The organism is Nocardioides sp. YIM 152588 (genome assembly GCF_040191335.1).
GTDB lineage: Bacteria > Actinomycetota > Actinomycetes > Propionibacteriales > Nocardioidaceae > Nocardioides.
This window is the reverse complement of record NZ_JBEGDJ010000037.1, coordinates 1-21,483: the sequence shown is the minus strand read 5'-3', so window position 1 is coordinate 21,483 and position 21,483 is coordinate 1. Positions and strand designations below refer to the sequence as shown.

General features: G+C 72.8%; 17 protein-coding genes and 1 pseudogene. 4 read left to right on the top strand and 14 right to left on the bottom strand.

Translation table 11 applies throughout. The features are described from left to right. Positions 1–13: 13 nt before the first annotated feature. The 13 genes from ABLM29_RS16065 to gcvT all read right to left on the bottom strand — a co-directional run bounded on the left by ABLM29_RS16065 (position 14) and on the right by gcvT (position 17,159). Positions 14–2,848 carry an ExeM/NucH family extracellular endonuclease gene (locus tag ABLM29_RS16065; RefSeq protein WP_349715220.1) on the bottom strand — a complete coding sequence of 945 codons (2,835 nt, stop codon included), beginning with the start codon at positions 2,846–2,848 and terminating at the stop codon, positions 14–16. Between the two features lie 216 nt (positions 2,849–3,064). Continuing rightward, entirely contained in the window at positions 3,065–3,676 is a 612-nt protein-coding gene (gene pgsA / locus ABLM29_RS16060; RefSeq protein WP_349715219.1) for a CDP-diacylglycerol--glycerol-3-phosphate 3-phosphatidyltransferase, read from the bottom strand. Then, positions 3,673–5,115 (bottom strand): 30S ribosomal protein S12 methylthiotransferase RimO, encoded by a 1,443-nt coding sequence (gene rimO, locus ABLM29_RS16055; protein ID WP_349715218.1) that lies wholly within the window; start codon positions 5,113–5,115, stop codon positions 3,673–3,675. Before rimO ends, pgsA begins: the two co-directional genes overlap by 4 nt. A gap of 100 nt (positions 5,116–5,215) precedes the next feature. Next, positions 5,216–6,904 carry a helix-turn-helix domain-containing protein gene (locus ABLM29_RS16050; protein ID WP_349715217.1) on the bottom strand — a complete coding sequence of 563 codons (1,689 nt, stop codon included), beginning with the start codon at positions 6,902–6,904 and terminating at the stop codon, positions 5,216–5,218. Further along, positions 6,901–9,561, bottom strand: coding sequence for a DNA translocase FtsK (locus ABLM29_RS16045; RefSeq protein ID WP_349715215.1), 2,661 nt, complete (start codon positions 9,559–9,561; stop codon positions 6,901–6,903). The genes ABLM29_RS16050 and ABLM29_RS16045 overlap by 4 nt, the downstream gene beginning before the upstream one ends. A 192-nt stretch (positions 9,562–9,753) precedes the next feature. Continuing rightward, complete coding sequence (locus ABLM29_RS16040) at positions 9,754–11,439, bottom strand: ribonuclease J (RefSeq protein ID WP_349715214.1); 1,686 nt, start codon at positions 11,437–11,439, stop codon at positions 9,754–9,756. Next, complete coding sequence (gene dapA, locus ABLM29_RS16035; protein ID WP_349715213.1) at positions 11,436–12,320, bottom strand: 4-hydroxy-tetrahydrodipicolinate synthase; 885 nt, start codon at positions 12,318–12,320, stop codon at positions 11,436–11,438. Before dapA ends, ABLM29_RS16040 begins: the two co-directional genes overlap by 4 nt. A 146-nt stretch (positions 12,321–12,466) precedes the next feature. Further along, on the bottom strand, positions 12,467–13,420 hold the full coding sequence (locus ABLM29_RS16030) for an LLM class F420-dependent oxidoreductase (RefSeq protein WP_349715211.1): 954 nt from the start codon (positions 13,418–13,420) through the stop codon (positions 12,467–12,469). Between the two features lie 84 nt (positions 13,421–13,504). Continuing rightward, complete coding sequence (locus tag ABLM29_RS16025) at positions 13,505–14,026, bottom strand: dihydrofolate reductase (protein WP_349715210.1); 522 nt, start codon at positions 14,024–14,026, stop codon at positions 13,505–13,507. A 17-nt stretch (positions 14,027–14,043) separates the two neighbouring features. Next, a complete protein-coding gene (locus ABLM29_RS16020) occupies positions 14,044–14,838 on the bottom strand; it encodes a thymidylate synthase (RefSeq protein WP_349715208.1) in 795 nt (264 codons plus the stop codon). A 10-nt stretch (positions 14,839–14,848) separates the two neighbouring features. Beyond that, a complete protein-coding gene (locus ABLM29_RS16015; RefSeq protein ID WP_349715206.1) occupies positions 14,849–15,727 on the bottom strand; it encodes a PhzF family phenazine biosynthesis protein in 879 nt (292 codons plus the stop codon). Next, positions 15,724–15,990, bottom strand: a complete 267-nt coding sequence (locus ABLM29_RS16010) for a hypothetical protein (RefSeq protein ID WP_349715204.1) — start codon at positions 15,988–15,990, stop codon at positions 15,724–15,726. Before ABLM29_RS16010 ends, ABLM29_RS16015 begins: the two co-directional genes overlap by 4 nt. A gap of 74 nt (positions 15,991–16,064) precedes the next feature. Then, the gene (gcvT, locus tag ABLM29_RS16005; RefSeq protein WP_349715203.1) at positions 16,065–17,159 is read right to left on the bottom strand and encodes a glycine cleavage system aminomethyltransferase GcvT; all 1,095 of its coding nucleotides are present in this window, start codon (positions 17,157–17,159) and stop codon (positions 16,065–16,067) included. 55 nt (positions 17,160–17,214) lie between these two features. Here gcvT and ABLM29_RS16000 point away from each other — a divergent pair, with 55 nt between their 5' ends. Beyond that, the gene (locus ABLM29_RS16000) at positions 17,215–18,747 is read left to right on the top strand and encodes a leucyl aminopeptidase (RefSeq protein ID WP_349715202.1); all 1,533 of its coding nucleotides are present in this window, start codon (positions 17,215–17,217) and stop codon (positions 18,745–18,747) included. Here the strand turns inward: ABLM29_RS16000 and ABLM29_RS15995 are convergent. Beyond that, positions 18,725–19,060, bottom strand: a complete 336-nt coding sequence (locus ABLM29_RS15995; protein WP_136596287.1) for a hypothetical protein — start codon at positions 19,058–19,060, stop codon at positions 18,725–18,727. The two genes, ABLM29_RS16000 and ABLM29_RS15995, sit on opposite strands and share 23 nt — an antisense overlap. Positions 19,061–19,225: 165 nt before the next feature. Here ABLM29_RS15995 and lpdA point away from each other — a divergent pair, with 165 nt between their 5' ends. The 3 genes and pseudogenes from lpdA to ABLM29_RS22340 form a co-directional block, all read left to right on the top strand. Further along, positions 19,226–20,599: a dihydrolipoyl dehydrogenase gene (gene lpdA / locus ABLM29_RS15990; RefSeq protein WP_349715200.1), complete on the top strand. Its 1,374-nt coding sequence runs from the start codon at positions 19,226–19,228 to the stop codon at positions 20,597–20,599. Between the two features lie 95 nt (positions 20,600–20,694). Beyond that, positions 20,695–21,378: pseudogene (locus ABLM29_RS15985) on the top strand (biotin/lipoyl-containing protein); the annotation flags it as partial. Next, positions 21,323–21,483, top strand: a 161-nt coding sequence (locus ABLM29_RS22340) for an MFS transporter (protein ID WP_502889250.1), incomplete at its 3' end; no start/stop codon positions are given. The pseudogene ABLM29_RS15985 and the gene ABLM29_RS22340, both read left to right, overlap by 56 nt.

Genomic DNA, 21,483 nt, shown 5'->3' with positions numbered 1-21,483 from the left:
CCGGTACGACGTGTCAGCGGCGCGGCGCCACGACCTCGACGAACTCGCTCGCCTCGGACGGCGCGGTGGTCGTCGTGCCGAGGTAGCGCACGACCACCTCGTACTCCCCCGGCTCGGCGAACGCCGGGAGCTCCACGGTCGCACGACCGTGCCTGAGCGTCGCCGTGTACGTCGCGCCGTCGGCCGACACCTCGACCTCGCCGCTCGCGGGGCGGTGCTCGCTGCGGACCCGGATCCGTACCGTCGCCTCGGTCCTCCCGGCGACGATCCTGCCCGGGGTGACCACGACGGAGGTCCGCGACGGGGTGTCACCCGTCTCCGGCGCCTCGTCGTCGAGCCCGACGACCACCGGGTCGTGGTCGCTGGAGCGGTACACCTCGGCGGTGTGGAAGTCCGTGGCGTGGTAGTTGTACCGGCTGTACTCCATCGCCACCGACTCACCGGAGTTGATGTTCCAGATGTCGGTGCCGGTCAGCCGCTCCAGGGCGCCGGCGTTGACCAGCACGTGGTCCAGCGAGCCGGAGAGCCCGCTGAAGGAGTAGCTGAACTCGCCATTGCCGAAGTAGGACTCGGTGTCGGCGTACCCGGCGTCGTAGAGGACGTGGAGCGGGTCCTCCTGGGTATAGGCGTTGAAGTCGCCGACCAGGAAGGTGTCCTCCACGCCGACCTCGGACTCCAGGGCGGCGACCCAGTCCCGCAGCGCCGTGGCCTGCCGGACCCGGGACTCGTTCGAGTTCCCCTGGCCGTCGCCGGCGTCCACGTCGCCGGGCCACGGGCCGGCCGACCCCTTCGACTTGAAGTGGTTGACCACGAACAGGAACGGCTCGCCGCCGGCGGCCGGCTCGAAGACCTGGCCGATCGGCTCCCGGGCGTTGCCGAACGCCTGGTCGGCGCCGCTCTGGTCGCCCAGCGCGCGGGCCTCGCCGACCCGCTCGACCGCGGCGGGCTTGTAGATGATCGCGTTGGTGATCACGTCCTGCTCGGCGGCGTCGGGCAGCTCCGCCGAGGACGGGTTGGCCGCCCAGACCTCGCCGCCGGCGTCGGCGTTGAGGGCCGCGACCAGCGCCTCGGTGGCCTCGTCGGTCGCCTCGCCGAGGGCGGCGGAGTTCTCGATCTCCATCAGGCCGACGACGTCGGCGTCGAGGGCGTTGATCGCGGCGACGATCTTCTCCTGCTGCCGCCCGAAGTCCTCGGGGTCCCACGCACCGCGCTGGTCGCACCCGGTGCGGACGTTGTTCCCGTCGCCGTCGCGGTCGGTGTAGGCCTGGCAGCCGTCCTCGCTGACGTTGTCGTCGTCGGGGTCGCCGAGCGTCGTGAAGTAGTTCAGCACGTTGAACGAGGCGACCTTGAGGTCGGGCGTCCCGGACGCCGAGAGCAGACCCTCGTCCGGCGCGGGGGTGCGGATGTCCTCGAACGTGGCGGGCCACGTCGCCGTGTCGTCCGTGGCCTGCGCCAGCGGCTGGAACCGGTAGGTCGGGGAGGACGGGGACCCGCCCTCGGTGAGGATCACCGGGGCGGTGAACTCCACGGCGGCGCCGACCACGACCGGCGTCGCGTTCGAGACGTACGGCGGCGTGTTGTCGTAGTTCTGCGAGAAGTTCAGGTAGTTCCACGACGAGCCGTCGTCGAGCACGATCCCGCGGGCGGCGTTGTCCGCCGCGACCGCGTCCGCCTCCGGGGAGCCGGGCGCCGCGACGTCGGTCGGCTGCACCAGCGGGCCGTCGCCGAGCGCCAGCCCGACCTCGCCGTACTGGTTCGTCGAGTAGGTGTTGGTCACCGTGAAGGCGTCCTCGGCCGCGAAGAGCATGCCCTCGAGGGTCTCCCTCTCGGCGTCGGTGGCCGGCCAGTCGCCGGTCATCGGCTCGGGGGCGTCGGCGGGCTCGGCGAGCTCGACGATGTCCTCGGGGGCGTCGACGGTGAGCTGGGTGGCACCGGCGTACTCACCGGCGAGGCCGGTCACCTCCACGTGGTCGCCGGGCTCGACGGTGACCGCGCCCGCGGAGGAGCGCTGGTAGACGAAGATCCCGTCGGAGGCGTCGTGGGTGGCGAGGTCGACCTCGCCGCCGGTGCCCGGCGTCTGCAGGTAGAAGCCGTAGAAGCCGCCGACCGGGTAGGCGGCGGTGACCACGCCGCTGGTGATGACCTCCTGACCCGAGACCGGCGTGGTGTCGCCGGTGCCCTGGATCTCGGCGATCGCGAGCTCCTCCGGCTCGGGCTCCGGCTCCGGGTCGGTGCCGCTCGCCGTCGGGCTCGGGGCGGCCTGGGTGAAGTCCGCGCCGTTGTTGTCGGTGTCGGTGCCGTCGGCGTCGCGGTTGAGCGAGACCGACGAGCTCGCGCTCGCCCCGGCCGGTGCGCCCTCGTAGCTCGCGGCGCCGCTGGTGCCGAAGAAGTCGACGAGCCCGCTCACCCCGACGACGTCGCCGGAGGTCGCGATGATCGTCGTGCCCTCCTGGAGGGCCACCTGGCCGCCCGCGGAGGCCATCGAGAACGACGGCGAGGCCACGCGGTCCGGCGTCGGCAGGGCCGCGCCGTTGGTGCCGACGCTGCCCATCTGGATCAGCCAGTGGCTGCCCGCGGGGACCTCACCGGAGAGTGCGTACGGCGACCCGCCGCTGCCGCCGCCGGCGGAGCGGTAGTGGATCGCGAGCCCGCTCAGCGACAGCGGCGCATCGGTCGGGTTGTAGAGCTCGACGTAGTCGGCGTTGTAGACGGCGCCGTTGTTGCCGCCGGCGCCGTACACCTCCGAGATGACGAGGCCCGTGCCCGCAGGGTCGGCGTGGGCCGGCGCCGAGCCCGCGGCGACCAGCGCGCCACCGGAGAGCGCTGCGGAGACGGCCAGCGCAGCCATGCGCCGGGATCGGGAACGACGGGAAAAAGAACGCGACAAGGCGTTTCCTCCGAGAGGTCAGCACACCGAGAGAGCCGTCGCGCGGACGATTCTCCGTCGCTCCGGCGGGACGCCCCGACCCTAGACCGCAGCCGGGGTGGGTCCGCAAGGGTTCGGTGCGAACTCGGATCGACGGATAGGTGACGAATCCCCCTCCGCGCCCGTCGTGCCCGCGGCTCAGCCGGCGGCGGGCTCCCGGAGCTCGTGCCGCTGCTTCCAGAGGTCGCGGTAGAACTCCCAGCCGGACCAGAGCGTCAGCACCACCGCGACGGCCAGGAGCCCCTGGGCGAGGTAGAAGACCACCATGCCGATGTCGCCGAGGACGCCGTCGAGCAGGCGCAGCGGCAGGGTCAGCAGGCCGAGCGCCAGCGCCTGGACGGCGGTCTTGAGCTTGCCGAGGTCCTTGGCGGCGATCACCACGCGCTTGGCGACCGACAGCCGCAGAATCGTGACCGACCACTCGCGCAGCAGCACCAGGATGGTCACCCACCACCAGATGTCACCGACGATGGAGAGGCCGATGAAGGCCATGCCGGTCAGCGCCTTGTCCGCGATCGGGTCGGCAATCTTGCCGAAGTTGGTGACCAGGCCGCGCGAGCGGGCGATGTCGCCGTCGATCTTGTCGGTGACCATCGCGACGAAGAAGATCGCCCAGGCGATCACCCGCGAGGTGACCGACTCCCCGCCGTCGTAGAGCAGCGCCCACGCGAAGAAGGGCACCGCCACGATCCGCAGCGTGGTCAGCGCGTTGGGCAGGTTCCAGTTGCTCGGGGCGGTCTGCTCCGTCATCGGCGTCCCTCCGGGATCTCGGCGATCAGGTCGACCCCGTCGGAGTCCACGACGACGGCGGCGACCAGGTCGCCGACCGCGATGTCGGTGACCGGGGATCCGTCGGCGCCGCGGAGCCGCGTGGTGCCGTCGACCTCGGGGCCCTGGTGGGCGGCGCGACCCTCGACCATACCGGCGTCGGCGTCCTCCGGGGCGAGGTCCTCGACAAGAACCAGCACCTGCTCACCGATCCGCTCGGCGGCACGCTGGGCGTTGAGCTCGCCGACCAGGTCCGTGACGTGCTGGACGCGCGCGTTGATCTCGTCCTCGTCCAGCTTGCCGTCGAAGGTCTCGGCCTCGGTGCCGTCCTCGTCGGAGTACCCGAAGACGCCGGTGACATCCATGCGGGCGGCGACGAGGAAGTCACAGAGCGTCTGGAACTCCTCCTCGGTCTCGCCGGGGAACCCGACGATCACGTTGGAGCGCACACCGGCCGCGGGCGCGAGCGTCCGGGCCTGCTCGAGCAGGCCGAGGAAGCTCTCCGGGTCGCCGAAGCGGCGCATCCGGCGCAGCACCGTGGCGCTGGCGTGCTGGAACGACAGGTCGAAGTACGGCGCCACGCCCGGCGTGGTCGCGATCGCCTCGATCAGGCCGGGGCGGGTCTCCGCGGGCTGCAGGTAGGAGACGCGGACCCGCTCGATGCCGTCGACCGCGGCCAGCTCGGGCAGCAGCGTCTCGAGCAGCCGCAGGTCGCCCAGGTCCTTGCCGTAGGAGGTGGAGTTCTCCGAGACCAGGAACAGCTCCTTGACGCCCTCGCCGGCCAGCCAGCGGGCCTCGTCGAGGACCTCCGAGGGGCGGCGGCTGACGAAGGAGCCGCGGAACATCGGGATCGCGCAGAACGTGCACCGCCGGTCGCAGCCGTTGGCGAGCTTCAGCGGCGCCATCGGGCCGCTGTCCAGGCGCGCCCGCGTGCCGGAGACGCCCGCCACCGGCGCCGCCCCGGCGTCCACGGCCTGCCGCTCGACCGGCGAGATCGGCAGCAGCAGCCGCCGGTCCCGGGGCGTGTGCGGGTGGGGCCGGTCGCCCGCCAGGATGGAGCGCAGGCGGTCCCCGATGTCGACGTAGTCGTCGAACCCGAGGACCGCGTCGGCCTCGGGCAGCGAGTCGGCGAGCTGCTCGCCGTAGCGCTCGGCCAGGCAGCCGACCGCGACCACGGCCTGCGCGCGCCCGCTGGACTTGAGGTCCGAGGCGGCCAGCAGCGTGTCGATCGAGTCCTTCTTCGCGGCGTCGACGAAGCCGCAGGTGTTGACGACGACGGTGTCGGCGGCCTCGGGGTCGTCCACGAGCGCGAAGCCGTCGGCGGCCAACCGGCCCGCCAGCTCCTCGGAGTCGACGTCGTTGCGGGCGCAACCGAGGGTCAGCAGCGCGACGGACAGGGGCGGCTTGGCGGTGGAGGTCATGGTTACCTCGAAGTATGGCGCGCTGGGCGGGTCCGGGACGAACCGAGGCCGCGGCACCCGGCGGGTACCGCGGCCTCGGCCGAGCGATCGTGGACGGGGATCAGGGGGCGATCAGCGTCTTGGTGACCTCGCGCCCGGTCTGCCCCAGCGCCTCGGCTGGCTCGCCGGCGAAGGCCGCGGTGACCGAGCCGTCGCTGCTCGAGATCCGGACCGGCGGCACGACGTCCAGCTCGGAGCTCTGGCCGAACGCCAGCGGTCCCTGGAAGACGATGTCACCCGAGCCGTCCCGGACCACCAGCTGCGCGCCGCCACCGGCCGCGGTCAGCGTGAGCGGCAGCGCGTCCGCCTGCTGCGTCTTGGCCGAGATGCCGCCGCTGCCGGTCTGGCGCAGCACCTGCGTCGGGCCGACCGGGACCGGACCGTCCATCAGCAGCCGCGCGAGCGACCACACCAGCACGGCCGCCATCACCGCGGCGATCAGGACCGACCAGTTGCGGCCACCGCGGGTGCCGCGGATCGACCCGCCGACCCCCGTGGCCAGCTCGGACTCGAAGACCCGGCGCGGGTCGAGCGGCGCGTCGGCGTACCGCTCGTCGTAGGTGGCGACGAGGTCGGAGGCGTCGATGCCGAGCACGCGAGCCATCGTGCGCAGGTGCCCTCGGGCGTAGAAGTCGCCCCCGCACGGGCTGAAGTCGTCGACCTCGATGGACTCGATCACGTGCGGGCGGATCCTGGTCCGCTCCGAGAGCTGGTCGACGGTGAGGCGGAGCCGGTCGCGGGCGGCCGCCAGCTGGGGGCCGATCACCGGCTCGTCGGCGGGGCGCACCGCCAGGTCGTCGAGCACCACCGTCATCGTCTCGGCGGCGCCGAACGACGCCGCCTCGCCGCTGCGCGGCGCGTGGGCCGAGGTGTGCTCGACGCGGGCCGGGTAGACCGTCGGGCGCCCGGGCGCGGGCGGAGCCGCGTCAGGAGCGGAGCCGACGGGGTCGACGCCGGACCCACCGAGGCCGGTGGCGTCCTGCCAGCTGACCGCGGGGCGCTCGGCCGTCGCATCGACCGCCGGGGCGTCGGGCGCGCCCGCGGGCGGCGCGTGGAACGTCACCGGGGTGGTGTCCTCGGTCGCGTCGACCGCACTACCACCGGCCTCTGGTCCCGCTTCTGGTCCCGCCTCGGCGGCCGGGTCCTCGGCGGGTGCCGACTCCTCCAGGTCGCCGTGCGCCAGGCCCGGCACCACCTCGACCACGTCCGCGCGGCCCGCCGCCAGGGCGGCCAGGTCGTCGCTGAGCGTGGCGGTGGAGGCGCCGACGACCCGCGTCGCCAGCGTGAGCGGAACCACCAGCTGCCGGTCGTCGTAGCCGACCACGAGCAGGTGCCCGTCGCGCAGGAAGCGTCGCGGGAGGTGCTCCAGACAGTCGATCTCCGGCCAGGCGATGCCCTGCCAGCGGCTGCCGCTGCGCAGGCGCACACCGTGCTGGTCGACCACCATCAGCGGTGCCCGGCTGTCCAGCAGGGAGGCCAGGTAGGCGAGCGCGACGGCGGTCAGCAGACCGAAGGAGCACCAGTCGAGCGTGGTGCCGCCGCCGAACGCCCGGACCGCGAAGGCCGCCGCGAGCGCCGCCGACAGGCCGCCGACCGCCGCGGCGAGGGCGACGTGGCGGCGTACCTCGATGTCGTCGGCGACCGGCGGCGCCGTCCGCTCCTCCGCCTGCACCGTGTCGTCGGGACGCTCCGCGTCGCCGTCGCCGTCGCCGTCGCCGGTGCCGGCCAGCTGGTCGGTGATCTGGGTCATGCCTCCCCCTGGATGGTCGCGATCACGGAGTCGAGCTCGTCTGGCTTGATCAACACGTCACGGGCCTTGGAGCCCTCGCTGGGGCCGACCACGCCGCGGCTCTCCATGATGTCCATGAGCCGGCCCGCCTTCGCGAAGCCGACCCGCAGCTTGCGCTGCAGCATCGAGGTCGAGCCGAACTGCGTGGAGACCACCAGCTCCACGGCCTGGACCACGAGGTCCAGGTCGTCGCCGATGTCGTCGTCGAGGACCTTGTTGCCGCCGGCGGGTGCCGTGACGTCCTCGCGGTACGTCGGCTCCAGCTGCCCCTTGCAGTGCTTGACGACCTGGTGGATCTCCTCCTCGGTGACCCACGAGCCCTGCACGCGGATCGGCTTGGAGGCACCCATCGGCAGGAACAGGCCGTCGCCCTGGCCGACCAGCTTCTCCGCGCCCGGCTGGTCGAGGATGACCCGGCTGTCGGCGAGGCTGGAGGTGGCGAACGCCAGCCGCGAGGGCACGTTCGCCTTGATCAGGCCGGTGACGACGTCGACCGAGGGCCGCTGCGTCGCCAGCACCAGGTGGATGCCGGCGGCACGGGCGAGCTGGGTGATCCGGACGACCGAGTCCTCGACGTCGCGCGGGGCGACCATCATCAGGTCCGCGAGCTCGTCGACGATCACCAGCAGGTACGGGTAGGGCGCCAGCTCGCGCTCGCTGCCCGGCGGCAGCTCCACCTTGCCGGCCCGCACCGCCTTGTTGAAGTCGTTGATGTGGCGGAAGCCGAAGTTGGCCAGGTCGTCGTAGCGCATGTCCATCTCGCGCACGACCCAGGCCAGCGCCTCGGCGGCCTTCTTCGGGTTCGTGATGATCGGCGTGATCAGGTGCGGGACGCCCTCGTAGGCGTTCAGCTCCACCCGCTTCGGGTCGACCATGATCATCCGGACCTCGTCCGGGGTCGACCGCATCAGGATCGAGGTGATCATCGAGTTGATGAACGACGACTTTCCGGAGCCGGTGGCGCCCGCGACCAGCAGGTGCGGCATCTTCGCCAGGTTCGCGACCACGAAGCCGCCCTCGACGTCCTTGCCGAGGCCCGAGACCATCGGGTGGTGGTCGTTGCGGGCCGCGTTGGAGCGCAGCACGTCGCCGAGGGAGACGATCTCCTTGTCGGAGTTCGGGATCTCGACGCCGACCGCGGACTTGCCGGGGATCGGGCTCAGGATCCGCACGTCCTCCGACGCCACGGCGTAGGAGATGTTCTTCTGGACGCCGAGGATCTTCTCGACCTTCACGCCGGTGCCCAGCTCGATCTCGTACCGCGTGACCGTCGGGCCACGGGTGTAGCCGGTGACCTCGGCGTCGATGTTGAACTCCTCGAGGACGCCCTGCAGGCGGGCCACGACGTCGTCGCTGGCCTTGGAGCGGGCCTTGTGCGGGGAGCCGGACTTGAGGATCTCGCCCTTGGGCAGGGAGTAGGCGATGTCGCCGGAGAGCGCGAGCTGCTCGACGCGCTGCGGGAGCTCGGCGTGCGGCGGCGGCTCGAGCTCGCCGGTCTCCTCGGTCGCGGCGGCCTTCATCGACGCGGCGGTGGCGGCCGCCGCGGCGGCACCGGCGGCGCCGACCGCTCGGCCCTCCAGAGCCGAGAGTCCCTCGGTCGTCATCCCGGGGGTGGAGCCGCCGGCCTCGTCCAGGAGGTCGAAGTCGATGGGCTCGCGCAGCTCCATCGACTCCTCCGCCGGGCTGGCGTCCTTGCCGCGACGACGCTTCTTCTTCGGCTCGGCGATGACCGGGCTGTCGTACGCCGGGTCGCCGCTGCGCTCGAAGGTGTCCTCGAGGTCGCTGCGCGACGCACTGGCGGTGTCGTCCGCCTCGTGGTGGAAGAGGTGGTTCGACAGGTCCCGCAGGCGGTCGGGCACCCGGTAGAGCGGCGTCGCGGTGATCACCAGGACGCCGAAGAAGGCGAGCAGCGCGAGCAGGGGCACGACCACGTACTCGGAGCGGAGCAGGTCGAGGAGCAGCGCGGAGACGACGTACCCGATCGCGCCGCCGCCCTGGCGCAGCGCCATGGTGTCGCCGTCGACCGGCTCGGGCATCCCGTTGGCGATGTGGACGATGCCGAGGATGCCGAAGGCGAACGCGCTCCAGCCGATCACCTGGCGGCCGACCGGGCCGTTGTGGACCGGGTCGCGCATGACGCGCCAGCCGGCGAGCATCACCAGCAGCGGGACCAGCCAGCCGATCTTGCCGACGCTGCCGGAGACGATCGCCCGGGTGGCGTTCATGACCGCGCCGGGCACCTCGAACCAGACGGCGCCGGCGATGATCAGGGAGAGGCCGACCAGCAGCAGGCCGATGCCGTCGCGGCGCTGCTCGGGCTCGATCTCCTTGGCGCCGCCGACGATCCCCCGCACCACCGCGCCGACGCCGTGGGCGATGCCCAGCCAGACGGCGGCCAGCGCGCGGGCCAGCGCGGAGAAGAAGCCCGCGACCGGGCCGGTGCCGTTGCGGACGGCCCGCGGGGCAGGCCGCTTCGCCGTGCCCTTCTTGGCACGGGAGCGGGCGTTCTTGGAGGAGGTCTTGGACCGCGAGCTGGATGCCTTCCGGGCGCTCGAGGAGCGACTGGTCGACGTGGTCCGGCTGCGCGACGCCGTTGGGGAAGACGTACGGGTCGCCATGCTGACAACCTAATCACGCGGAACTTGCGTCACTGGGGCAACACGCGGGGGTGGTGGGGCGTGGGTTGTGGTCGTCACACGGGCCCCATGAATCACCGGTCGACAGGTGATTCATGCGCTTGACAGGCATTGCAACGCCTGTCAAGCGTCGGAATCACCGGTCGACCGGTGATTCCCACCGCCCGCGCGGCCTCACGCCTCCACGACCACCGGGATGATCATCGGCCGCCGCTTGTGCGCCCCGCTCACCCAGCGCCCGATGGTGCGCCGCACCACCTGCTGCAGCTGGTAGGTGTCGGTGTTGCCCTCGGCGAGCTGGAAGTTCACGGCGTCGATGATCGGCTGCTTGATGTCGCCGAACATCGAGTCGTCCCACGCGTGGCCGCGGGCGTGGATTTCGGGGCCGGCGGAGACCTTCCCGGAGACCGAGTCGACGACGACGATCACCGAGATGAAGCCCTCCTCACCGAGGATCCGGCGGTCCTTGAGCTCGGCCTCGCCGACGTCGCCGACGGTCTGGCCGTCGACGAAGACGTAGCCGACCTCGACCTTGCCGGAGACCGCGGCGACGCCGTCGACGAGGTCGACGACGACCCCGTCCTCGGCGTAGACGACGTTCTCGACGCCGGTCTCCGTCGCCAGGGCGCCGTTGGCCAGCATGTGCCGGGTCTCGCCGTGCACGGGCAGCACGTTCCGCGGCTTCACGATGTTGTAGCAGTAGAGGAGCTCGCCGGCGCTGGCGTGGCCGGAGACGTGCACCAGGGCGTTGCCCTTGTGCACCACCCGGGCGCCGTGGCGGGCGAGGCCGTTGATCACGCGGTAGACGGCGTTCTCGTTGCCGGGGATCAGGCTGGAGGCCAGCACCACGGTGTCGCCGGGCTCGAGGTGCACGAAGTTGTGGTTGCGCTGGGCGATCCGCGCCAGCGCGCTCAGCGGCTCGCCCTGGGAGCCGGTGGAGATCAGCACCTGCTTCTCCGGCGGCAGCTGGGCCAGCTCCTTGGCCTCGACCATCACGCCCGGCGGGACCGTGAGGTAGCCGAGGTCGCGGGCGATGCCCATGTTGCGCACCATCGAGCGGCCGACGTACGCCACCTTGCGACCGTGCGCCACGGCGGAGTCGAGCACCTGCTGGACGCGGTGCACGTGCGAGGCGAAGCACGCCACGATGATGCGCTGCTCGGACTCGCGGAAGACCTGGTCCAGGACCGGGGTGATCTTCTTCTCCGCGGTGGTGAAGCCGGGCACCTCGGCGTTGGTGGAGTCGGTCAGGAAGAGGTCCACACCCTCCTCCCCCAGCCGGGCGAACGCGCGCAGGTCGGTGATCCGGCCGTCCAGCGGCAGCTGGTCCATCTTGAAGTCGCCGGTGTGCAGCACCAGCCCGGCGCCGGTGCGGATCGCGACCGCGAGGGCGTCGGGGATCGAGTGGTTGACCGCGACGAACTCCAGCTCGAAGGGGCCGAAGGTGATCTTCTCCCCCTCCTTGACCGTGTAGAACGGCGTCTGCTTGATCCGGTGCTCGCGGAGCTTGCCGTTGACCAGCGCCAGCGTCAGCTCGGAGCCGACCAGCGGGATGTTCGACCGCTCCCGGAGCAGGTACGGCGTCGCGCCGATGTGGTCCTCGTGGCCGTGAGTGAGGACGAGCGCCTCGACGTCGTCCAGCCGGTCCCGGATCGGCCCGAAGTCGGGGAGGATCAGGTCGACGCCCGGCTGGTGGTCGTCGGGGAACAGCACGCCGCAGTCGACGATGAGCAGCCGGCCGTCGTACTCGAAGACCGTCATGTTGCGGCCGACCTCGCCGAGGCCGCCCAGCGGCATCACCCGCAGGCCGCCCTCGGGCAGCTCCGGCGGGGTGCTGAGCTCGGGGTGCGGGTGGCTCACAGCACGCCCCCCGCCGCCAGGCCCGTCCGCAGCGCGGCGAGCTCGTCGTCGTCGAGCTCGATGAGCGGGGACCTCACGTGCCTGTTCTCCAGGACGCCGGTCAGCTGCAGCGAGGCCTTCGCGGTCGTGGCGCCGTAGTTCGCGGCACCCATGATGGCGTCGATGGCCGGCAGCATCTCGGTGAAGATCTGGCGCGCGCGGCCCGGGTCGGTCGGGAAGGCGTCGTGCATCGCGCGGAGCCGGTCGCCGAGGACGTGGCCCGCCACCGAGACGAAGCCGTCGGCCCCGTGCGCGAGCCACGCCAGGTTGAGCGCGTCGTCGCCGGAGTAGAGCCGGTAGCCGAGCTGCTGGATGCGCAGGCCGCGGACCAGGTCGCCGACGGCGTCCTTGACGGCGACGACCGGCTCCCAGCCGACCATCGCCTCGTAGGTCTCCATCTGCAGCTGGGTGCCGGTGCGCCCGGGGATGTCGTAGAGCATCACCGGCAGCTCGGCGGCCTCGACCACCTGGCGGAAGTGGTGCAGCACGCCCCGCTGGCCGGGCTTGTTGTAGTACGGCGTCACCAGGAGCACGCCGTCGGCACCGTTCTTGGCGGCCTGCTGGGCCAGCCAGATCGAGGTGGAGGTGTCGTTGGTACCGACACCGGCGACCAGCTTGGCGCGGTCGCCGACGGCGTCCCGGACCGCGGCGAGGATCTCGCCGTCCTCCTCCTTGGTGGTGGTCGCGGACTCGCCGGTGGTGCCGGAGACGACCAGGCCGTCGTGGCCGTGGTCGACCAGGTGCTTGGCCACCTTCTGCACCCCGTCCAGATCGACGGAGCCGTCCGCGTGGAACGGCGTGACCATGGCGGTCAGCACGGTGCCGAAGGGTGCAGGAGTCATGCGAGCAGGCTACCGGGTGCGGGAGGTCCGCAAACCACCCGTATTGCCCCGGCTCGACCCGCGACCGACCGCGAGTCGGCAGAAAGTTTCTGCCGGCTCGCGGTCCGGCGCGCCGAGTCGGCAGAAAGTTTCTGCCGGCTCGCGCCTCAGGCCCTCAGGCCGCTGACCTTCGGCATCACCTCGGCCGCCACCAGCCGCAGGTGGTCGAGGTCGGTCAGGTCGAGGGTCTGCAGGTAGATCCGCTGCGCGCCCTGCTCGGCGTACCGACCGATCTTGTCCACGACCTCCTCGGGCGTGCCGGCGAGGCCGTTGAGCCGCAGCTCGTCGACCTCGCGGCCGATAGCGGCGGCGCGGCGGGAGATCTCGGCCTCGTCCGAGCCGACGCACAGGACCAGCGCGTTGGACCACGTCAGGTCGGCGGGGTCGCGCTCGACGCCCTCGCAGGCGGCCCGGACCCGCCCGAACTGCGTCGCGGTCGTCTCCAGGTCGACGAACGGCAGGTTGAACTCGTCGGCGTAGCGGGCCGCCAGGGCCGGCGTCTTCCTCGCCCCCAGGCCGCCGATCAGGACCGGGGGCCCGCCGCGGTGGCCGGCCAGCTGGACCGGCTTGGGCAGGGCCGGCGAGTCCGCGAGCCGGTAGTGCGTCCCGGCGAAGTCGTAGGTCTCCCCCACCGGGGTCGACCACAGCCCGGTGATCAGCTCCAGCTGCTCGGCGTAGCGCTCGAACCGCTCCTTGGTGTCGGGGAACGGGATGCCGTACGCCGTGTGCTCCTGGGTGAACCACCCGGCGCCGATGCCGAACTCGACCCGGCCGCCGCTCATCTGGTCGACCTGGGCGGCCTGGATCGCCAGCACGCCGGGGTGCCGGAACGTCGCCGACGTCATCATCGTGCCGAGGCGGATCGAGGTGGTCTCCCGCGCCAGGCCCGCCAGCGTGGTCCAGGCGTCGGTGGAGCCGGGCAGCCCGTCGCCGCCCATCGTCAGGTAGTGGTCGGACCGGAAGAAGGCCCCGAAGCCGAGCTCCTCGGCGGCCAGCGCCACCCGGAGGAGATCGTCGTAGGTGGCTCCCTGCTGGGGTTCGGTGAAGACGCGCAGCTCCATGGGGCCACCCTTGCAGACCCCCGGTCACGCCCACCCGGCCCGCCGCGGCGCCGAGTCGGCGGTGAGTCTCTGCCGACTCGCGCCTCAGTCGCCGCCGCAGGCGAAGACGCGCTCCCACCAGACGACGGTGAAGCCCTCGCGCGGCTCCCGGCGCACCTCGGTCCACCGCTTCGCGGAGAACTCCGGGTAGTGGGCGTCGCCCTCCGGACTCATCGGGACCTCGGAGAGGATCTGCTCGTCGGCGTACGGCATCGCGTCCTTGTAGACGTGACCCCCGCCGCCGATCATCACGTGCTTGTCGACCGGGGCGCCCTCGAGCAGCTCGTCTGCCAGCACCAGCGCGGACGGTACGTCGGCCGCGACCCGCACCCCCTCCGCCGACCAGTCCGGGTCGCGGGTGAGCACGATGGTCTGCCGGCCCGGCAGCGGCCGCCCGATCCCCTCGTGGGTCGTGCGGCCGAGGATCAGCACGTGGCCCATCGTCGTGTTCTTGAAGTGGGTGAAGTCCGCGGGCAGGTGCCAGGGGATCTTGCCCCCGGCGCCGATCACCCGGTTCTCCGCGAGCGCGGCCACCATCGTGACCCGCCGTCCGGCGGGAGTCGTCATCTCTTCGTACCTCGGGCTCAGACCGCGATCGGGGCCTTGATGCCCGGGTGCGGGTCGTAGCCGTCCACCCGGATGTGCTCGAGGTCGAAGGCGTCGAGCGCGGTCACCGACGGGTCCAGCCACAGCGTCGGCAGCGGCCGCGGCTCCCGGGTGAGCTGCAGGCGGGCCTGCTCCAGGTGGTTGGAGTACAGGTGGGCGTCGCCCAGGGTGTGCACGAACGTGCCCGGCGCCAGCCCGGTCACCTGGGCGACCATGTGCGTCAGCAGCGCGTAGGAGGCGATGTTGAACGGCACGCCGAGGAAGACGTCGGCCGAGCGCTGGTAGAGCTGGCAGCTCAGCCTGCCGTCGGCGACGTAGAACTGGAAGAGGGTGTGGCAGGGCGCGAGGGCCATCTGCGGGATGTCGGCCACGTTCCACGCCGAGACGATGTGGCGGCGGCTGTCGGGGTCGCGCCTGATCTGCTCGACGATCTGGGCGATCTGGTCGACGTGGCCGCCGTCCGGGGTCGGCCACGAGCGCCACTGGTAGCCGTAGACGGGTCCCAGGTCGCCGTTATCGTCGGCCCACTCGTCCCAGATCGAGATGCCGCGGTCCTGCAGCCACTTCACGTTGGTGTCGCCGCGCAGGAACCACAGCAGCTCGCCGAAGACCGAGCGGGTGTGGATCTTCTTCGTGGTCACCAGCGGGAAGCCGTCGGCGAGGTCGAACCGCATCTGGTGGCCGAAGACGCTGAGGGTGCCGGTGCCGGTCCGGTCGCCCTTCTCGGCGCCCTCGTCGAGGATGCGACGGACGAGGTCGTGGTAGGCCTGCACGGCGCCAAGACTAGTCGGCGCGACCCCCGCCGAGGTCCAGGTGGCCCCGGATCGTCGTGCGCGTCGCGCCGCCGACCCAGATCGTGCCGTCCTCAGCGGTCTCGACGTGGACCCGACCGCTGCGCCCCACCGCGGTCCCCTGCGCGGCGACGTACGACGACGGCAGCACCGAACCGGCGAGCCACTGCGCCAGGGAGGCGTTGAGCGACCCGGTCACCGGGTCCTCGGCCAGCCCCATCGACGGTTGGCAGAAGGCGCGCACCTCGACGGCGCACTCGGCGCCCGGCGGGTAGGGGCCGACCACGCCGACGTCGGCGGGCAGCGCGGCGAAGTCCGGACGGAGCGCCAGCACCGCGTCGGCCGAGGCGAGACGGATCCCGGTCCAGCCGGGCCCGTTGTCCACCCAGGCCGCGTCGACGACGTCGGCGCGGGCGATGCCGAGGGCGGACAGGATCCCGTCCAGCAGGTCCGGCTCCAGGGGTCCCGAGCGCACCAGCGGCGGTGCCGCGAACGCGAGCCGCCCGTGGCGGCGGCGCAGCCGCACCAGCCCGGCCCCGCACTCCTGCACCACGTGGTCCCCGGCCGGCCGGCCGCCGGCCTCCAGCCAGGCGTGGGCGGAGCCGAGCGTCGGGTGCCCGGCGAAGGGCAGCTCGTTGCCCGGGGTGAAGATCCGCAGCCGGTAGTCCGCGCCCGGCGTGGTCGGCGGCAGCAGGAAGGTCGTCTCGGACAGGTTCGTCCACCGGGCGAACGCCTGCATCTGGTCGTCACCCAGGCCCGCCGCGTCATGGACCACCGCGACCGGGTTGCCGCCGAGGGCCTCGTCGGAGAAGACGTCGACCTGGCGGAACGGCCGGGGTGCCGTGCCGGGACCCGTCGTACCGGACGTCACGCGGAGAGCGACATCGGTCCGTAGACCTCGCGCTCGCCCTCGAACAGCGTCACCTGCGCGACCCCCGCCGAGGACATCTCGGACCAGGTCTCACCGATCCAGGACTCGGCGTCGGCGCGGGTCGGGAACCGCTGGTCGTAGGCCGTCGCGAGTGCGCCGGGCAGGGTGACCGACGCGCCGGCCGGGTCCTCCAGGCGCCAGCGCCAGGGTCGCTCGGCGGGAGTGGGCGGGGCGAAGGTGGGCGGAGGCTCGGGGAGGTTCACAGCCCCGAGTGTGCCCGACGGGTCCGACCCGCGGCTCCCGACCGCCGCGCCAGCGCCTCAGCCTGGAGCCACGCTCAGCCCTCGCGCACCGAGGGGTCGACGAACGGGGGCCGGGTGACCTCGAACGCCTCGTGGCGGCCCCGGACGTCGACCGCCACCTCGGCGTCGTCGGGCACCGCGGCGTCGGTCAGCGCCAGCGCGATCCCCTTCTTGAGGGTCGGGGAGAACGTGCCCGAGGTGACCTTGCCGACGGGGATGCCGTGCAGGTAGACGCCCATGCCGGGGCGCGGGATGGCGCGCCCGGTGGAGACCAGGCCGACCAGCTTGCGGCCGGCACCCGCCTCGCGCGCGGCGACGACGACGTCGCGGCCCCAGAACGCGGGCTTCTTCCAGCCGACCGCCCAGCCGAGCCGCGCCTCGACGGGCGTGACGTCCGGGCCGATGTCCTGGCCGTGCAGCGGGTAGCCCATCTCGGTGCGCAGCGTGTCCCGCGCGCCGAGGCCGGCCGGGACGATGCCGAACTTCTCGCCGGCCTCCATCAGCCGGTCCCACAGCGCCGGCGCGACCGCGGCCGGCGCGATCAGCTCGTAGCCGTGCTCGCCGGTGTAGCCCGTGCGGCACACGATCACCTCGGCGCCGTCGACGTCCGCCTCGACGAAGGTCAGGTAGTCGTGGCCCACCGGGAGGCCGGCCACGTGCAGCACGGTCTCCGACTTCGGCCCCTGCACGGCGATCACCGCGTAGTCGGTGTGCTCGTTGGTGACCGAGACGCCCTCGGGCGCGGCGGCCGCCAGCCGGTCGTACACCTCGGCGTTGTTCGCGGCGTTGGGCACCAGCAGGACGTGCTCCTCGTCGCGGTAGTAGCTGAAGATGTCGTCGACGATGCCGCCGGTCTCGTCGTCCAGGCACAGCGTGTACTGCGCGCGGCCGGGCCCGATCCGGCCGAGGTCGTTGCTGAGGGTCGAGTTGACGAGCTCGGCCGCCCCCGGGCCGAGGACGACGATCTTGCCCAGGTGCGAGACGTCGAAGACGCCGACCGCCGTGCGCACCGCGGTGTGCTCGGCGACCACGCCCGCGTACTCCAGGGGCATCTGCCACCCGCCGAACTCGGAGAACTTGGCCCCGAGGGCCTCGTGACGGTCATGCAGCGGAGAGCGACGCAGATCCATGGGCGGCATCGTATGCGCCGCCCGCGCGGCTGTGACCGGTGGATATCCTGCGGCGGTGACGTCGTTCGCCCTCCGCGCTGCCAGCCCCGCCAAGACCCGCGCCGAGGCGGTGGTCGTGGGCGTCGTCCCGGGACCGTCGCTGGCCCCCGGCGGGGAGGACGTCGGGGACGCCTACGGACGCAAGCTCCGTGGCCTGCTCTCGACGCTCGGGGTGAAGGGCAAGCCCGGGGAGGTGACGCAGATCCCGACCGGCGGCACCATCAACTCGCCGCTGCTCGTCCTCGTCGGCCTCGGCGCCGACCCCGACGCCGCGGCGGTACGCCGCGCGGCCGGCGCGGCGGCGCGCGCGGTCACCAACGCGGCCTCGGTGGCGCTCGCGCTGCCCGCGGACACGCCGGAGCTGGCGGCCGCGGTCGCCCAGGGCTTCCGGCTCGGCGGCTACACCTTCAACCGCTACAAGAGCGCCCCGGCCGAGGAGACCGCACCGGCGGAGCTCGTGCTGCTCTCCCCCGCGGCCCGCCGCAAGGAGGTCGCCGCCGCCGTCGAGGAGGCGCAGGTCCTCGCCGAGGCCGTGGCCGCGACCCGGGACTGGGTCAACACCCCGCCGGGCGACCTGACGCCGCCGGTCTTCGCCGACGCGATCGAGGCGGCGGTGCAGGCCACCAACAAGGGCCTCGACAAGGGCGCCACCGCGCTCAGCGTCGACGTGCTCGCCGAGGACCGGCTCGAGGAGCTCGACTGCGGCGGCACGCTCGCGGTCGGCCAGGGCTCCCACGCGGCGCCGCGGATCGTGGAGATCTCCTACGCCCCGGACGACGCCGTGGCCCACGTGGCGCTGGTCGGCAAGGGGATCACCTTCGACTCCGGCGGTCTCTCGATCAAGCCCGCGGGCAGCATGACCACGATGAAGGAGGACATGGCGGGCGCGGCCGGCGTGGTCCAGGCGACGCTCACGGCGGCGCGGCTCGGCCTGCCGGTGGCGATCACCGCGATCGTCGGGCTCGCCGAGAACATGGTGGCCGGGTCGTCGTACCGTCCCGGCGACGTCGTCACGATCTACGGCGGCACCACGGTCGAGATCGCCAACACCGACGCGGAGGGACGCCTCGTGCTGGCCGACTGCCTCGGCCGGGCGGCCGAGCGGGAGCCCGACGTGCTGCTGGACATGGCCACGCTGACCGGCCACATGGTGATCGCGCTGGGCGACAAGATGGCCGGCATCCTCGGCGACGACGAGGTGGTCGGCGAGGTGCTGGCCGCCGCGAAGACGGCGGGCGAGGACGCCTGGCCGATGCCGATCCCCGACTACATGGACTCCCGGATCAAGTCGAGCACCGTGGCCGACCTGGCCCAGCACGACTGGATCCGCTGGGGCGGCGGCCTCTTCGCCGCGGCGTTCCTGCGGGAGTTCCGGCGCGAGGTGCCGTGGGCGCACCTGGACATCGCCGGCCCCACGTTCGTCTCGGGCGGGGCCAGCGGCCACCTGACGGCCGGTGCGACCGGCTACGGCGTGGCGACGCTCGTCGAGTTCCTCAAGGCCCGGGCCGGCGGCGACGCCGGCGCCGCTACAGCCCCTGCTGCTTCCTGAGCGCCCGCTGCCGGGAGTTGTAGTCCCGCATCCGCTGCGGGACGCCGACCACCGCCGCGTCGTAGGACGGCACCTGGTTGCGGTTGCAGAAGTCGTGGGCCCACTGCACGCCGGGGACCCGGCGCCGCGTCCACTCGCCGTCGTGGGCGACGAGCAGCAGGGTCACCTCGCTGACGGCCGTCCGCGGCTCCACGAACCCCTCGACGCCGCGGCGCGCCCCGAGCCACTCACGGAGGTGCTGCTCATCGGTGCGGTCGGCGGCGCGGACGCGCGTCGAGCCGGTCCGCGCCGCATCCTTCGCGGGACCACTCATCCGCTGACCACGGCGGAAACGGTCGAACAAACCCATACCCCCAGTGTGCCCGATGGCCCCTGACCTGCGACGGGCAACGCACCGAGGCGTCGACCGGCGGCTACTCGCCGGTCACTTGCCCGCGTCGGGCGGGCCGTTGCCCGGCTCCTCGGGCGAGGTGCAAGGATGGGCGCCGTGGTCGACGTTCTGATCCTCGGTGCGGGGTCCGGCGGCTATGCCTGCGCGCTTCGCGCCGCGCAGCTCGGGATGGACGTCCGCCTGGTCGAGGAGGCCAAGGTCGGCGGCACCTGCCTGCACGTCGGCTGCATCCCGACCAAGGCGCTGCTGCACGCGGCCGAGATCGCCGACGCGGCGCGCGAGTCGGAGCAGTTCGGCGTCCGCGCCACCCTGGACGGCATCGACGCCGCCGGTGTCGTGGCGTACGCCGACGGCGTGGTCTCCCGGCTGCACAAGGGCCTGACCGGGCTGATCTCCGGACGCGGCATCGAGGTCGTCCCCGGCCGGGGTCGGCTCACCGGCCCCCGCGAGGTGACGGTCGACGGCACGGCGTACACCGCCGACCACGTCGTCCTGGCGACCGGCTCCGAGCCGCGGTCGATCCCCGGGATCGAGGTCGACGGCGAGCGGATCATCACCTCCGAGCACGCGCTGCGCCTGGACGAGGTGCCGGGCTCGGCGATCGTGCTCGGCGGCGGCGTGATCGGCTGCGAGTTCGCCAGCGTCTGGCGCAGCTTCGGCGCCGAGGTGACCGTGGTCGAGGCGCTCCCCCGCCTGCTGCCGCCCGAGGACGAAGCATCCTCGAAGGCGCTCGCCCGGGCCTTCCGCAAGCGCGGCATCGGGATGCGGACCGGGTCGCCGGTCTCCTCCGCGGTGGCCGACACCGACGGCGTGACGGTCACCCTCGAGGGCGGCGAGGAGCTGCGGGCCGACCTGCTGCTGGTCGCGGTCGGTCGCGGACCCCGCACCGCGGGGCTCGGCCTCGACGAGCAGGGCGTGGCGCTGGACCGCGGCTTCGTGACCGTCGACGACCGGCTGCGCACCAACCTCCCCGGCGTCTGGGCGGTCGGCGACATCACGCCCGGCCTGCAACTGGCCCACCGCGGCTTCGCGCAGGGGATCTTCGTCGCCGAGGAGATCGCCGGGCTGGCGCCGGCCGCGATCGACGAGGCCGGGATCCCGCGCATCACGTACTCCCGCCCCGAGGTCGCCTCCGTCGGGCTGACCGAGACGGCCGCCCGCGACCGGTACGGCGACGGCGTCACCACCCTCACCTACGACCTGGCCGGCAACGGCCGCAGCCAGATCCTCAAGACCCAGGGCTTCGTGAAGCTGGTCCGGGTCACCGACGGGCCCGTCGTCGGCCTGCACCTGGTCGGCGACCGGGTCGGCGAGCTGATCGCCGAGGCCCAGCTGATCTACGGCTGGGAGGCGCACCCCGACGACGTCGCGCCACTGGTGCACGCCCACCCGACCCAGAGCGAAGCGCTCGGCGAGGCGCACCTGGCGCTCGCCGGGAAGCCACTCCACAATCACGGCTGACCCCGTCAGCCACCGACCACACCCAGGTCACCCAGTAGTTACAGAAGTACGGCACCATCCGTCCACACGAAGTTAGAAGCGAAGACGAGGAATCCATGGCCACCGAAGTACCCCTCCCGGCACTCGGAGAGTCCGTCACCGAGGGCACCGTGACCCGCTGGCTCAAGCAGGTCGGCGACACCGTCGCCGTCGACGAGCCGCTGCTCGAGGTCTCCACCGACAAGGTCGACACCGAGATCCCGTCGCCGGTGGCCGGAACGCTGCTGGAGATCAAGGCGAACGAGGACGACACCGTCGAGGTCGGCGCCGTGCTCGCGGTCATCGGTGACTCCGAGGAGGCACCGGCCGGCGGCGACGCCCCGGCCGAGGAGCCGCCCGCCCAGGAGGCCCCCGCCGAGGAGCCGGCCGCCGAGGAGCCCGCCGCCGAGGAGCCCGCGCCCGCGCAGCAGGAGGCGCCCGCCGCTCCCGCCGCTCCCACCGGCGGTGGCGAGGGCACCGAGGTGACCCTCCCCGCGCTCGGAGAGTCCGTCACCGAGGGCACCGTGACCCGCTGGCTCAAGCAGGTCGGCGACGACGTCGCCGTGGACGAGCCGCTGCTCGAGGTCTCCACCGACAAGGTCGACACCGAGATCCCGTCGCCGGTGGCCGGAACGCTGCTGGAGATCAAGGCGGCCGAGGACGAGACCGTCGAGGTCGGCGCCGCGCTCGCCGTGATCGGCTCGGGTGCCCCCGCGGCCGCCCCGGCCGAGCCGGAGCCGGAGCCGGAGCCGGAGCCCGAGCACGCTGGTCATCGAGATCATCACCAGCTGGGTCACCCTCGGCGCGATGATCGGCGCCCTGGTCGCCGGCGTCATCGCCGATCGGCTCGGCCGCCGGTGGGCCCT

Excerpts from the sequence above, each read along its gene's own strand:
- rimO (WP_349715218.1), bottom strand. The coding sequence starts at position 5,115 with ATGACCTCCACCGCCAAGCCGCCCCTGTCCGTCGCGCTGCTGACCCTC.
- ABLM29_RS16050 (WP_349715217.1), bottom strand. The coding sequence starts at position 6,904 with ATGACCCAGATCACCGACCAGCTGGCCGGCACCGGCGACGGCGACGGC.
- lpdA (WP_349715200.1), top strand. The coding sequence starts at position 19,226 with ATGGGCGCCGTGGTCGACGTTCTGATCCTCGGTGCGGGGTCCGGCGGC.
- ABLM29_RS16030 (WP_349715211.1), bottom strand. The coding sequence starts at position 13,420 with ATGGAGCTGCGCGTCTTCACCGAACCCCAGCAGGGAGCCACCTACGAC.
- ABLM29_RS16045 (WP_349715215.1), bottom strand. The coding sequence starts at position 9,561 with ATGGCGACCCGTACGTCTTCCCCAACGGCGTCGCGCAGCCGGACCACG.
- pgsA (WP_349715219.1), bottom strand. The coding sequence starts at position 3,676 with ATGACGGAGCAGACCGCCCCGAGCAACTGGAACCTGCCCAACGCGCTG.
- ABLM29_RS16065 (WP_349715220.1), bottom strand. The coding sequence starts at position 2,848 with ATGGCTGCGCTGGCCGTCTCCGCAGCGCTCTCCGGTGGCGCGCTGGTC.
- ABLM29_RS15995 (WP_136596287.1), bottom strand. The coding sequence starts at position 19,060 with ATGAGTGGTCCCGCGAAGGATGCGGCGCGGACCGGCTCGACGCGCGTC.
- gcvT (WP_349715203.1), bottom strand. The coding sequence starts at position 17,159 with ATGGATCTGCGTCGCTCTCCGCTGCATGACCGTCACGAGGCCCTCGGG.
- ABLM29_RS16025 (WP_349715210.1), bottom strand. The coding sequence starts at position 14,026 with ATGACGACTCCCGCCGGACGGCGGGTCACGATGGTGGCCGCGCTCGCG.
- dapA (WP_349715213.1), bottom strand. The coding sequence starts at position 12,320 with ATGACTCCTGCACCCTTCGGCACCGTGCTGACCGCCATGGTCACGCCG.